We start from the raw sequence: 12,394 nt of genomic DNA, 5'->3' as shown, positions 1-12,394 counted from the left end.
CGCGTGGTGGACGCCGCCCGGCGCGCCGCCGACGCCGGCCCGCCCACGGCCGGCGAGTGGTCGGCCCGAGCGCGGGAGGCGCTTGCCGCCGACGCAGGCGCCATCGAGACGATGGAGGCCCTCGCGCGCCTGAGCGACCGCTATGCGCTCGACGCCGACGCGCTCTCGCACCTCGATGACTGCAACCGCCTCATCGGCGCGGCCGCCCCCCTCGCGCTCGCGGCCACCGCCGCCGGCGCCCTGGCCCTGGTGGCCCTCATGGTCCGCAGCCGGCGCGCGTTAGCCGGATGCGCCCTCATGGCTGCGCCGGCCGTGGTCATCGCCGCCTTCGCCGTGCTGGGGCTGTGGGGCGCGCTCGACTTCAACGGGCTGTTCGCCGCCTTCCACGCCGTGCTCTTCCCCCAGGGGAACTGGACGTTCTCATGGGACTCGCTGCTCATCAGCATGTACCCGCTCGCATTTTGGATGGGGATGGCCGCCACGTGGCTCGCCGTGACAGGCGGTATGTCTATACTGTCCCTCGTGGCCGGCCGCCGCCTCATGCGGCGCGGCCCCGACCGAAGATCGTAGAAGAAGGATGACCATGACTGCTACCACCGACACCCCCGTCCGCGTGCGCTTCGCGCCCTCCCCCACCGGCAAGCTCCACGTGGGCGGCGCGCGCACCGCCATCTACAACTGGGCCTTCGCCCGCGCCATGGGCGGCACCTTCGTGCTGCGCATCGAGGACACCGACCCCGAGCGCTCCACGGCGGAGAACACCGGCATCATCCTGCGCGCCATGGAGTGGCTGGGCCTGGACTGGGACGAGGGCCCGGGCGTGGGCGGCTCGTGCGGCCCCTACTTCCAGACCGAGCGCACCGACACCTATCAGGCGGCCCTCGACCAGCTCATCGCCGCCGGGGCGGCCTACCCGTGCTTCTGCACGAAGGAGGAGCTCGACGCCAAGCGCAAGAAGGCCGAGGCCGAGGAGGGCGGATACGGCGGCTACGACCGCACCTGCCGGGCGCTCGCGCCTGAGGAGGCCGCCGCGCGCATCGCAGCTGGCGAGCCCCACGTCTGGCGCCTGGCGGTACCCGACGACCACGGCCCGGTGGAGTTCGAGGACGCCGTGTACGGGCACATGTCGTTCCCGCTTGACGTGATGGACGACATGATCCTCAAGCGCACCGACGGCACCTTCACCTACAACTTCGCCGTGGTGTGCGACGACGTCAACATGGCCATGACCCACGTCATCCGCGGCGACGACCACCTGTCCAACACACCGCGCCAAGTGCTCGTCTACGAGGCGCTCGGCGCGAAGGTGCCGCTGTTCGCGCACCTGCCCATGATCCTGGGGCCGGACGGCCACAAGCTCTCCAAGCGACACGGGGCCACGTCGGTGGAGCAGTTCCGCGACGAGGGCTACCTGCCTGACGCTCTGGTGAACTTCCTCGCGCTCATCGGCTGGTCGCTGGACGGCGAGACCACCATCGTGCCGCCTGAGGAGCTCTGCCGCGTGTTCTCGCTCGACCGCATCAGCAAGAAGCACGGCGTGATGGACCCCCAGAAGCTCGACTGGATGAACGGCGTGTACCTGCGCGAGATGGACGAGGATGCCTGGCTGGCCGCGGCCGCCCCGTGGATCGCCCGCGCCGAGGCCCAGGGCGCGTCGGTGGACGACGGCGTGACCGTGGTGCCCACGCCTGCCCCCGGCGAGGAGCCTGCCCCGCGCGACTTCGGCCCGGGCTGCGAAGGCTGGGACGAGGCCGTGGGCGCGGCCCTGGCCGACGTGCTGGCCGACCCGGATGCCTACGCGCCGGTGTACCCGCTGGTCATCGAGCGCCTGAATCGCCTGGACGAGATCCCCGAGAAGCTGGAGTTCCTGTTCTGGGGCGGTGGCGTGCGCCTGGACGAGAAGAGCATGAACAAGGTGCTGCTCAAGGAGGGGGCGCGAGCCCAGGAGGCGCTCGCCGCCTGCCGCGAGGCGCTCGCCCGCGAGGACGTGCCCTGGGAGGCCGCCGCCCTGGAGGAGGCGTGCCGCTCGCTCGCCGAGCCGCTGGACCTGAAGGTGAAGAACCTGCTTCAGCCCCTGCGCGTGGCCGTGTGCGGCAACATGGTGTCGCCGCCGCTGTTCGAGTCCATCGTGCTCATGGATCCCGATGACGTGCTGGCGCGCATCGACGCCGTGGCCGCCGAGGTGTTCGGAGCCTAGGTGGCGCGACCCCGCGTCATAGCGGCCGACGAGCTGTGCCTGAACCCCCGGGGCGGCGCCTGCGAGCGCTGCGCCCGGGCATGCCCCGCCGATGCCATCGTCCTGGACGCCGAGGGGGCGCCGGTGGTGGACGACGACGCCTGCACCGGCTGCGGGCTGTGCGTGGGGGTGTGTGACGTGTTCTCCCCCACCCGCGTGACCCTGGCCGACCTGCACGAGCGCCTGGCGCGCATCGCCCGGGGCGGCGAGGAGGCCGTGGTGGCCTGCGAGGTGCTGGCCGAGGCGCTGGACGGCGAGCCCGCCCCCAACGTGGCGGTGGTGTCGTGCCTGGCGGCACTGCCGGCGGAGCTCTGGGCCCAGGTGCTGGCCGAGGGCGTCGAGGCGTGCGTGGTCTGCGACTTCGACCGCTGCGATGATTGCGAGCGGGCCGGGGAGGCCGCCGTGGCGCTCTTCGCCGAGGCCATCGAGCAGGCCCAGGAATGGACAGGGCACGAGGTGCGCGTGCGCTCGACCGTGCCCGCCGACGCCTCGCTCGTGGAGCGCCTGGTGTCGGCCGAGGAGGCCGACCGACGCGGGTATTTGGCCGGCGCCGTGCGCGGGGTGGCCGACATCGCCTCGGGCGACTACCGCCGGCGCCGCTCCGACGCGCTCCAGGACTTCTACGCCCGCCGCGAGCGCCTGCGGGCGAGCGCCCGGGCGCTGCGGCCGCCCGACGTGCCGCGTCCCAACCGCTTCTGCGCCGGCGGCCTCGAGCAGCGCCTGATGATGCCGCGCCGACAGATGCTGCTGAGCGCCCTGGAGGCCGACCCGTCGGTGGCCAGCCGCGTGGAGGTCACGCTGTCAGCCACCGACCGCGCCCGCTGCGACGACTGCCTGGCCTGCGCTGACGCCTGCCCCACCGGCGCACGGCTGCCTGACGCCGCCGACGGCGTGCTCGCCTACGACCCGCTCTACTGCGTGGGCTGCGGCCTGTGCGCCGCCGCCTGCCCCACCGGCGCGGCGCGCGTGGAGGCGACCGACGGCCGCGTGTTCCTCGGCGTCGCCCCTTGCGCGGGAGACGCCGGCCCATCCTAGCGAGAAAGGCACGACCATGCTTCCCGAGAACCCCACCCGAGCCGAGCTCGAGGCCTTCTTCAACGCCGACCGCTTCGCCACCCAGGCGGCGGGCTGCCGCATCGTCGAGGGCCGGCGCGGCCACGGGGTAGCCGAGATGGAGCTTGCCGACATCCATCGCAACGCCCAGGGCAACGTCATGGGCGGCGCCATCTTCACGCTCGCCGACTTCGCGCTGGCCATCGCCTGCAACGTCGGCGAGGTGCCCACGGTGAGCGTGACCAGCTCCATCGAGTTTCTCTCCGCCACCCGTGGCGCCAAGCTCACCGCCACGGCCGACTGCGAGAAGGACGGACGCCACCTGGCCTTCTACGCGGTCAAGGTGACCGACGACACCGGCCGCCTCATCGCGCGCGTCTCTGCCACCGCCTACCGCCACCAGCCCGCAGGGGCCTAGGGCCCCGCCCGGGCCGCCACTGCGAGTTACGGCCCGGGCGCAGGTGGACGGCCTGCCCATGCCCGGGCGCAAGTGGGTGACCCACCCATGGCCGGGCTTGCGGTGGACGGCCCGCCCATGTCCGGGCCGTCCACCGCAAGCCAATGCGCGCCTTCCCTCTCGTTTCCGCCAAAAAACGGGGCTGTGCGCCGCTCTTCGCAGCCCCCGGACACCCCACAAAAGTTACCTGCGGTAATTTCCAGGCACTTTTCCCTTGCGGGAAGCGCGCCCTCCTTTCCGCGCCCCAAGACAGCGATTCCTGCGGCTCGCAACCTCGTTTTTGGCGGAAATCCCCCTCGCTCGCCGCGCAGCGCCCCTCTCCCGGCCCATTGGGCAGGCCGCATTCCGAGACGATGCCCGTTCGCTTATAATCAGCGGAGCATGAAAGCCATCCGCTACCCCGAGGAGGTCTTGATGGATCAGAACGTCCGCCCCGATGACATGGAGCGCATCACCACGCCCGAGCTTGCCCAGACGTTCATTGACGAGCAGATTGCCGCCCTGCGCGAGCAGGTCGGCGACAAGAAGGTGCTGCTGGCGCTGTCCGGCGGCGTGGACTCCAGCGTGGTGGCGGCGCTGCTCATCAAGGCCATCGGGAAGAACCTCGTGTGCGTGCACGTGAACCACGGCCTCATGCGCAAGGGTGAGTCCGAGCAGGTCATCGACGTGTTCCAGAACCAGATGGATGCGAACCTCGTGTACGTGGACGCCACCGACCGCTTCCTCGACCTCCTGGCCGGCGTGGACGAGCCCGAGACCAAGCGCAAGATCATCGGCGCCGAGTTCATCCGCGTGTTCGAGGAGGAGGCCCGCCGCGTGGGCGACGAGGTGGACTTCCTGGCCCAGGGCACCATCTGGCCCGACATCCTGGAATCCCAGGACGGCGTGAAGGCCCACCACAACGTGGGCGGCCTGCCCGACGATCTGCAGTTCGAGTTGGTGGAGCCGGTGAAGCTGCTGTACAAGGACGAGGTGCGCGTGGTCGGCCGCGAGCTCGGGCTGCCCGAGTCCATGGTGGAGCGCCAGCCCTTCCCCGGCCCCGGCCTGGGGGTGCGCTGCCTGGGCGCCATCACCCGCGACCGCCTGGAGGCCCTGCGCGAGGCCGACGCCATCGTCCGCGAGGAGATGGAGGCGGCGAACGTGGGCGCCTGGCAGTACTTCGCCGTGGTGCCCAACATGCGCGCCACCGGCGTGCGCGACGGCGTGCGCGCCTACGAGTGGCCGGCTATCATCCGCGCCATCAACACCGTGGACGTGATGACCGCCGAAGTGCCCGAGCTGGACTGGGCGCTGCTCAAGCGCATGACCGACCGCATCACCCACGAGGTCCCCGGCATCTGCCGCGTCTGCTACGACCTGACCCCCAAGCCCGTGGGCACGGTGGAGTGGGAATAGTTTACAACCATGCTGAATATTTGATAGAATATCAGCGTGATTGTAAATGTCTCATAAATACGACAAGACACTCGACGCCATCCTCGAAAACAACGCGGGGATCATCACTTCGGCGAAGGCGCAGGAGGCGGGAGCCACGCGCCCTGCCTTCTCAGACTATGTCCGCAGGCGCGGTCTTGAGCGGACGTCGCGCGGGGTCTACATCGACCCGGATGTCGTCCCGGACGAGATGGCGCTCCTACAGAAGCGCTTCCCGAAGGCCGTGTTCTCGCACGATTCGGCACTCTATCTCCATGACCTGACCGACCGAGAACCGATGCCGATCTCTGTCACAGTGGATTCCAACTACAACGCTGGCCCTTTGAGGGGTCAGGGCGTGCGCATCTACTACGTGAAGCCGGAGTGGTACGAGCTCGGGCTCACGGAGGTGGAGACGCCAGGAGGCATCAAGGTGCGGGCATACGACAAGGAGCGCACCATCTGCGACCTCATCCGCAAGAGAGCAACCGTCGACTCTGCGGTGTTCAGGCAGGCCATCCGCGACTACACACGTTCCAAGGACAAGGATCTCGCTCGCCTGTCGTCCTACGCTCGCGCGATGAACATGGAATCCCGTGTATTCGAGGTTATGGAGGTGGCGCTGTGATAACCGGTGCAAGAAGGATCAAGGACCTCATCCGAAACCGCGCCGAGGGCGATAGCGCCAAGTCGCAGATGCTGCTCCGGCACTACGCCATGGAACGTCTGCTTGAGAGGCTGTCCGTCTCTGACTACAGCGACGACCTCATCATCAAGGGAGGCATGCTCGTGTCGTCCCTCATCGGCGTGGACGAGCGCACCACACGAGACATCGACGCTACGATGCGCAGGCACGACATGAGCTTGGACAACGTCTCTCGCATCCTTGCCGAGGTCGCCTCCATCGACATCGGCGACGGATTCGCATTCGAGCTCGGGGAGCCTCAGGAGATCATGGAGGACTCTGAATACGGTGGCGTGCGCGTCAACGTGAGCGCGTCCATCGAGAAGACGAAGACGACCTTCAAGATCGACATCTCCACAGGCGACGCCATCACGCCGGACGCGATCGAGTACGACTACAAGCTGCTGTTCGAGGATAGGAGTATCCCGCTTCGATCGTACAACACCGAGACCGCACTGGCCGAGAAGCTGGAGACCATCCTCTCGCTCGCGCTCCAGACGACGAGGATGCGCGACTTCTACGACATCTACGCCCTCACGGAATCGGGCCGTGACATCGACTTCGCCCTTCTGGGAGATGCGCTCGATGCGACCATGGCGGTTCGCGAGAGCACGGTGCCGCTCGACCGGAGCGACGAGGTGATAGACCTGCTTGCGCAAAGCGAGATGATGGAGGGGCGCTGGAGCCGGTATCAGGCGGCAAACGCCTTCGCTGAGTCAGTCAGTTGGCAAGACGCGCTCGCGTCTCTTCGCGCGTTGGCCAATGCGGTCAAGGACGCCAAAACTGCTGACTAGCCTTTTCGCGAAGAAATGCCAGTTCAGAGCCGATGGGACAATTTGTTCCAGTGAAGCAAGGAGGGAGAAGAGATGGATGCAGCAAGAAGGCAGCGATTGAGCTTGATCGGCTTCTGCACGCTGGGTCTCGCTCTCTACACCTACGGCGTCTTCTCCGCTCCATACATACCAAGCCACATCGAAGGCATCGCTTTGCCGCTCGATTTCATGGTCGGGATACCTGTCGGCTTTTATCTTCTTGTCGTAAGGCCGCGAAGGCTCACGCCGCTCACGGTCATACCTGTCATCTGGGTCGGGTACTGGCTGAGCGTCTTTGCGCTCGGGTCTGCCGACGCTGGTGTGCTGCCGTATCTGTTTGCTGCGCTAATGCCAGTTGAGTTCGCCATCGCGGTCAGGGAGTGCCTGAAGGTGGCCCAGGTCTACAAGTCAGCAAGGAAAGCCAGCGCAGACCCCATGGTCTGGTTTAAGGAGACGATGCTCTATCTCGTGAGGAAGGATGCGCCTGCGAGCATGGCGGCAGCGGAGCTCAGCGTCTGGTACTACGCATTGCTCTCGTGGCGAAAGAAGCCCTATGTGCTTCCGGGAGAAAGCGCTTTCAGCTATCACAACGCTGGCGGCTACATGAATATGATGCTCGGCCTCGCGCTAGCGTTCCCGGTGGAGATCGTGGGTGTTCATATCCTCATATCGCAGTGGAGCGTGGTTGTTGCATGCGTCGTGACGGCGCTTTCGGCCTACGCGGTTATCTGGCTCATAGGCGATGCGCGGGCTCGTGTGATGCGTCCTGTCGCGATCGGTGATGGTTGCGTTCGTCTGGAATGCGACATCCAGATGGAGGCAGTTGTTCTGCTTTCCGATATCGAGAAGGTATGCCTTTTCGAAAGCGACACCGGCGTTCTTGAGAAGGAAGACAAGATCAACTACGGAACCTTCTATCAGGCGAACATCTGGATCGTGGCCAAGCGACCCATTGAGGTTCGCACGATGCTCGGCAAGAAGTGCGTCCGGGCCTTTGGTTTGAGCTTGGGTGACCCGCATGCATTCGCCAATGAAGTCATGAGGCAATCAACATGAAGTCCGAGCTTGAGAAAACGACAATTAAATACTACGACGATAACGCTAAGCGTTTCTTGTCTTCTACGGCGAATGCCGAAATGAGCAGGCAACTCATATGGTTCTTGGACCGAGTGCCTGAGGGTGCGCATATTCTCGATTGGGGCTGTGGATCGGGTCGCGATAGCAGGAGCATGCTCGATGCGGGCTATGCGGTGAAGGCAATTGACGCTTCGGATGCCATGTGCGCAGCCGCATCCGAGCTGACGGGCTTAGACGTACGGCATGAGACCTTTGCCGAGCTTCGCGCTGTAAACGAGTTCGACGGTATCTGGGCAAACGCGTCGCTTCTTCACGTGCCGAGTGACGAGTTGTCCAATGTACTCGATATTGCTGCTCGCGCTTTGAAGCCGAGCGGGATTCTCTACGCCTCTTTCAAACTTGGCGATTTCGAGGGATATCGCAATGGCAGATGGTTCACCTCCATGGACGAGGATCATCTTGCATGTGTCTTGGAGGATGTGCCTGCGTTGCAACTCCTCGAAACGATGGTGACAGGTGACGTGCGTGAAAAGCGCATTGGCGAGCTCTGGCTTAATTGTATGATGCGGAAAGCTGCAGATGAACGAGTTGCCACAGGATGTCTGGTGATTTAGTTTGACGTATGCAGGAGGCGAGCATGAGCGAGGAATTGCGATTCGCGGATAGAGATGGGTTCAGGGACTGGCTGATCAATAGCACGGGGGTAGCACGGGGGACAGTTCTGCGTGCTGCAGAGCAGCACGCAGAACTGTCCCCCGTGCTACCCCCGGATTGGGCCAGACGCGCTGGATGAGAGCATGCTGAGGACAGAACCTGCCCGCAGCTTGACCCCGATTGCGCGTCACGCGTCCTCTGCCGCAACTCCACCGAAATGCCCGCGCTGAACTGGGCGCCCCCGAGGCGCATCGATGTCCGATGACCGCAAACGGAAGGCTCTCTCGAGGACAGCATCTTCCTCGCCTGGCGAAGCCTGGATCGCTACGCGGGCCTCACGGGAATGCGGATGACCGTTTTCAGGCGCTCGGGGGCAACCCGTCGCGGGTCGGAGAGGTAGATCTCGTGGTGGAGGCGCTCGCCGCCCTGGTCGAACCGCAGGCCCTCTGACTCGGCATAGCTTCTCAGCGTATCGATCGTCGCGGGCTCGTCGTCGTAGGATCCGCCGTGCATGCACTGCACGCACAGCCCCTCGTCCACCGTGACCATCTCCGCCTTCGAGAAGTCGGCCTTCTTCTTGCGCGTGGCCTCCTGCACCGCCCAGTCGAACACGGCGGGCGTCACGAACTCGGGCAGCCTGATGCAGCTCATCCACTCGAGTTCGGCCTTGCGCTTCGGATCCAGCCGATCGGTGGGCTCCGGAAAAGTCCAGAAGCCCTCGAGCGGCGGAACGACGTAGGGCGCATACCCCTCGATGTCGTAGCCCGACTTGGGCGACATCTTGATGGTGAAGGAGATGCCGTAGAGCGTCTGGAGGGCACGCTGGTATTCGCCGTCTTCCTCGTTCGGATCCCCCTTGCCGCGCACCGCCACGTAGCTGATCGGCGGCATCTCTATGAGAGCCGGCTTCTTCGACGGCTGATAGATGTCCTTGTACTCTTTCTTGTAGTCGAACGGCATGGGGCTCCTCGCTCCTTACGTGATGATTGCTCTGGTTATCGGCTCGCTGTCGGCGAACGCGGCCGGGCCTTAGGCCTTGACCACGGGAAGCCAGACCTCGCTCCTGCTGTCCGGCGCGGTCATGGCCGGCGTGAAGTACCTCTCGACATCGGTGCCCGAGGCCCACTGGTACCCAGAGGCCGGCAGCCACTCGGCGAGGATGCGATGCCACAGCTCGTTCATGGCATCGGGCATCGGCCCGACGCACTCGAAGACCGCATAGGTGGCCGCCTCGACAACGCGCTCCCCCATGCCCTCGGGGCACGGCTGGCCTGTGGCCACGCAGGCCATGTAGCAGTCGAACTCGCCGCTGTCGCAGAACTGGACGCCCAGCAGGCCCGCAGGCTCGCTGCCGTCCATCAGATCCAGCACCTTGTGGACGTCCGGCCCGATCTTCGCCCAGTACTCGGTGGCCTTCGCCCCGGCGCCCTCGACGTCCCACGTCCCGTTGTCGGACGGTATCCCGACCACGCGGAAAGACGGCTGCTCGATGATCTTGTAGTCCATTGCCTCTTCTCCCTTCACGGATAGCGTGAACGCGAGGCGTGGGTGGAGCTTGAGCGTGGTGCCGGGCAGGCGCGCTTCACTCGGCGATGCGCCGTGCACGCTCCGAAACGCCCTGCTGAACGACGTCGGAGAGTCGTACCCGTACCTCAGAGCCACGTCTATCACCCTCGCATCGGTTGACGCGAGGTCATATGCGGCGCTCGTCATCGCCCGGCGCCTGACGTACTCCGAAAGCGTCACACCCGCCAGGTAGGGGAACATCCGCTGGAGCTGGTACTGGGAGCATCCGGCGATGCGGGAGAGCTCCTCCAGGTCGAGCGTCCCGTCCAGATGCTCCTCGACGTAGCCCATGGCTCGGTTCAAGTTCTCAAGCTGGCTCATCCACGCCTCCTTTCGCATCCAGGTTACCGGGCAGGAGAAGGCGCGTCCTCTCATATCCCGTGCGAGTATTGGCTGGGTGCGACCGCGAATCGCTCCCCAAAGGACCTATCCTTGCGCAATAAGTATACTTAAGAGAGTTTAATCCGTTCGGACAGGGGGAAATGAGCGTAGCCAGAAGCCAACGAGTAAGCCTGATCAGTAGCACGGGGGACAGTTCTGTGTGTTGACTCTTCAACACACAGAACTGTCCCCCGTGCTATTTGTTTTTTCCTGGCGTGCGTGGAGAGGGCAAGCGGGTCATGTGCCGCAGCAGGCATCTCAACCCTTGACAAATAATATAGAGGGAAGAAAAATAGAATGCTGGATTTCTAGAAATCTTCCTTTGAAAGAGATTATCATGTCTAACGCCATCAAGCCAGCATCGTTCGAGGACTTCCTTGGAGCGCCCGCTCGCCTCTCGGAACGGAAGGTCTGCCATACCAGTGACTCCAGCGGGGAGGCGCCGGCACCTGCAGGCAAGCCCTCTTCTGCGCCCAGCGCGAAATATCCCAAAGCCCCCTCCCATAAGGCGAAAGTCGGACTGACCATAGACGAAAACCTTATTGATGCCGTAGACGACTACATCTACCACGCGCGGAAGCAAGGGCGTCGGCTTAAAAAGAACGATGTGTACGAAGCCGCTCTGCGCCAATTCCTTGAGGCAGAAGGGGTCGATGTCCGATGACCGCGAACGGAAGGCTCTCCCTCGAGGACAATATCTTCCTTGCCAAGCGAAACTTGGTGGACAGCATTTGGAAAGAGGCGCGTCTTGAGGGCATCGCCGTCACGTATCCCCAAACTGCTGACGTGCTCGAAGGCCGTGTGGTGGCCGACCTGAGCCTTGAGCAGAACCTCGCCCTCAACAACCTGAAGCAAGCATGGCGCTACGTCCTCGATGAGCCCCACGCCATAGGCTTCGATGCGCTCCTGCGGCTCAACCTGCTTATCGGCCAAGGCGGAGTAGTTCGCTATGCGGGCGAGCTGCGCGATGGACTTGTTCGCATTGGAGGCACCGATTTCGTGCCGGCCGTCCCCGACGAGAATCAAGCCCGCAGCGAATTCGCGCGAATTCTCTGCGTGGAAGAACCCGTCATGCGCGCTTTGCTGGCATTCGCGTGGACGTGTCGCTCGCAGCTGTTCCGCGACGGCAACAAGCGGACGGCGCAGCTTGTCGCCAACGACATCCTCGTCCATTCTGGCGAGGGCATTCTAGCCGTGCCCATTGACGCCCAAAACGAGTTCTTCGGACTACTGGTGGCGTTCTACGAGAGCAATGTCCCCGATGAGCTCATTTCGTTCCTGCGCGAGAGGTGCATCGAAAAGCCCGCGATTGGGAAAGCCAACGCTTAGCGGCGCACCCTCGCGTCATACCGACAGCGGGGACTGCGAGACTCACACAGGGGACAGTTCTATGTGTTCCGCATTGGAACACCCCTCCATTCCTCACATCATCAACAACGCAAGGGCATGCTGGCGCCACAAGCCGAAATCATGCCTGCGTAATCTGAGCTGTAGTTTTTGACTTTCGCAGGTGACCATCTCGCCTCTTCAGCAAGTTACCCTCTTGGCAGCTCCTGAGTTTGACCTTGGTCTGGCAACTGGAGAACCCATTCGTTCTGGCGGCGTCATACGCAATCAAGCAGGCGAGATCGTTGCGCGCCTTGAAGAGGCGGGCGTCTCACCTGGCGATGCTGTTAGCGAAGCTGCGAGCAAGGCAGCTGCGGTTGTCCGCGACAACAAGGGCAAGGCAATTATCGTTGGGGTTACCGTCGCTGGCACGGCTGCCTAAGTTTCATACGAACGCATGGTAAATGCCAAATCGAATCAGCGGGACGGCTCCAAGAAATAAAGGATCAGCATTTTCAGGCCATTTCCAATGGTGTTCTGGATGAGACTGCTGTCGATGAAGCTATTGCCGTCATCGATGCTGTTAATTCCACTTGCGCGGAAGGAGCAGCGAGATTTCTCTATCGCAAAGCGTCCTCAATTCTCTCTTCTCAGCAATAGAGAATTGAGGACGCCGCTAAAAGAGCGACGGTAACACACAGAACTGTCCCCTATGTTCTCTAAGAAGACGGTGT

The 12,394-nt window shown here is 64.0% G+C and carries 13 protein-coding genes; 11 read left to right on the top strand and 2 right to left on the bottom strand.

Going from position 1 to position 12,394, the window contains the following annotated elements; genetic code table 11:
• The 9 genes from D1643_RS01670 to D1643_RS01630 all read left to right on the top strand — a co-directional run.
• Nucleotides 1-570, top strand: a 570-nt coding sequence (locus tag D1643_RS01670; protein WP_160707969.1) for a DUF1461 domain-containing protein, incomplete at its 5' end; no start/stop codon positions are given.
• Between the two features lie 13 nt (nt 571-583).
• Nucleotides 584-2,197, top strand: a complete 1,614-nt coding sequence (gltX, locus tag D1643_RS01665) for a glutamate--tRNA ligase (protein ID WP_160707967.1) — start codon at nt 584-586, stop codon at nt 2,195-2,197.
• Nucleotides 2,198-3,271, top strand: coding sequence for a 4Fe-4S binding protein (locus tag D1643_RS01660; protein ID WP_160707965.1), 1,074 nt, complete (start codon nt 2,198-2,200; stop codon nt 3,269-3,271).
• A 16-nt stretch (nt 3,272-3,287) separates the two neighbouring features.
• Nucleotides 3,288-3,707, top strand: coding sequence for a PaaI family thioesterase (locus D1643_RS01655; protein ID WP_160707963.1), 420 nt, complete (start codon nt 3,288-3,290; stop codon nt 3,705-3,707).
• Between the two features lie 453 nt (nt 3,708-4,160).
• A complete protein-coding gene (guaA, locus tag D1643_RS01650) occupies nt 4,161-5,141 on the top strand; it encodes a glutamine-hydrolyzing GMP synthase (RefSeq protein ID WP_160707961.1) in 981 nt (326 codons plus the stop codon).
• A gap of 46 nt (nt 5,142-5,187) precedes the next feature.
• Nucleotides 5,188-5,787, top strand: coding sequence for a type IV toxin-antitoxin system AbiEi family antitoxin domain-containing protein (locus tag D1643_RS01645; protein ID WP_160707959.1), 600 nt, complete (start codon nt 5,188-5,190; stop codon nt 5,785-5,787).
• The gene (locus D1643_RS01640; RefSeq protein ID WP_160707957.1) at nt 5,784-6,638 is read left to right on the top strand and encodes a nucleotidyl transferase AbiEii/AbiGii toxin family protein; all 855 of its coding nucleotides are present in this window, start codon (nt 5,784-5,786) and stop codon (nt 6,636-6,638) included. The genes D1643_RS01645 and D1643_RS01640 overlap by 4 nt, the downstream gene beginning before the upstream one ends.
• Before the next feature lie 72 nt (nt 6,639-6,710).
• Nucleotides 6,711-7,712 carry a hypothetical protein gene (locus D1643_RS01635; protein WP_160707955.1) on the top strand — a complete coding sequence of 334 codons (1,002 nt, stop codon included), beginning with the start codon at nt 6,711-6,713 and terminating at the stop codon, nt 7,710-7,712.
• Nucleotides 7,709-8,347, top strand: a complete 639-nt coding sequence (locus D1643_RS01630) for a bifunctional 2-polyprenyl-6-hydroxyphenol methylase/3-demethylubiquinol 3-O-methyltransferase UbiG (protein ID WP_160707953.1) — start codon at nt 7,709-7,711, stop codon at nt 8,345-8,347. Before D1643_RS01635 ends, D1643_RS01630 begins: the two co-directional genes overlap by 4 nt.
• Nucleotides 8,348-8,711: 364 nt before the next feature.
• Here the strand turns inward: D1643_RS01630 and D1643_RS01625 are convergent, their stop codons facing one another.
• Nucleotides 8,712-9,347 (bottom strand): GyrI-like domain-containing protein, encoded by a 636-nt coding sequence (locus D1643_RS01625; protein ID WP_160707951.1) that lies wholly within the window; start codon nt 9,345-9,347, stop codon nt 8,712-8,714.
• A 69-nt stretch (nt 9,348-9,416) separates the two neighbouring features.
• A complete protein-coding gene (locus D1643_RS01620; RefSeq protein WP_160707949.1) occupies nt 9,417-10,274 on the bottom strand; it encodes an AraC family transcriptional regulator in 858 nt (285 codons plus the stop codon).
• A gap of 397 nt (nt 10,275-10,671) precedes the next feature.
• Between D1643_RS01620 and D1643_RS01615 the strand changes: the two genes are divergently transcribed.
• Both D1643_RS01615 and D1643_RS01610 read left to right on the top strand, forming a co-directional pair.
• Nucleotides 10,672-10,998, top strand: coding sequence for a hypothetical protein (locus D1643_RS01615; RefSeq protein ID WP_160707947.1), 327 nt, complete (start codon nt 10,672-10,674; stop codon nt 10,996-10,998).
• Nucleotides 10,995-11,663 carry a Fic family protein gene (locus tag D1643_RS01610; RefSeq protein WP_160707945.1) on the top strand — a complete coding sequence of 223 codons (669 nt, stop codon included), beginning with the start codon at nt 10,995-10,997 and terminating at the stop codon, nt 11,661-11,663. The genes D1643_RS01615 and D1643_RS01610 overlap by 4 nt, the downstream gene beginning before the upstream one ends.
• Nucleotides 11,664-12,394: the final 731 nt, after the last annotated feature.

This window comes from Enterorhabdus sp. P55 (genome assembly GCF_009911695.1).
In the GTDB taxonomy this organism is placed as follows: Bacteria; Actinomycetota; Coriobacteriia; order Coriobacteriales; family Eggerthellaceae; genus Enterorhabdus.
The sequence above is the reverse complement of the archived record's forward strand: the minus strand, read 5'-3'. Positions and strand labels throughout refer to the sequence as shown.

Excerpts from the sequence above, each read along its gene's own strand:
- gltX (WP_160707967.1), top strand. The coding sequence starts at position 584 with ATGACTGCTACCACCGACACCCCCGTCCGCGTGCGCTTCGCGCCCTCC.
- D1643_RS01655 (WP_160707963.1), top strand. The coding sequence starts at position 3,288 with ATGCTTCCCGAGAACCCCACCCGAGCCGAGCTCGAGGCCTTCTTCAAC.
- guaA (WP_160707961.1), top strand. The coding sequence starts at position 4,161 with ATGGATCAGAACGTCCGCCCCGATGACATGGAGCGCATCACCACGCCC.
- D1643_RS01645 (WP_160707959.1), top strand. The coding sequence starts at position 5,188 with ATGTCTCATAAATACGACAAGACACTCGACGCCATCCTCGAAAACAAC.
- D1643_RS01635 (WP_160707955.1), top strand. The coding sequence starts at position 6,711 with ATGGATGCAGCAAGAAGGCAGCGATTGAGCTTGATCGGCTTCTGCACG.
- D1643_RS01630 (WP_160707953.1), top strand. The coding sequence starts at position 7,709 with ATGAAGTCCGAGCTTGAGAAAACGACAATTAAATACTACGACGATAAC.
- D1643_RS01625 (WP_160707951.1), bottom strand. The coding sequence starts at position 9,347 with ATGCCGTTCGACTACAAGAAAGAGTACAAGGACATCTATCAGCCGTCG.
- D1643_RS01620 (WP_160707949.1), bottom strand. The coding sequence starts at position 10,274 with ATGAGCCAGCTTGAGAACTTGAACCGAGCCATGGGCTACGTCGAGGAG.
- D1643_RS01615 (WP_160707947.1), top strand. The coding sequence starts at position 10,672 with ATGTCTAACGCCATCAAGCCAGCATCGTTCGAGGACTTCCTTGGAGCG.
- D1643_RS01610 (WP_160707945.1), top strand. The coding sequence starts at position 10,995 with ATGACCGCGAACGGAAGGCTCTCCCTCGAGGACAATATCTTCCTTGCC.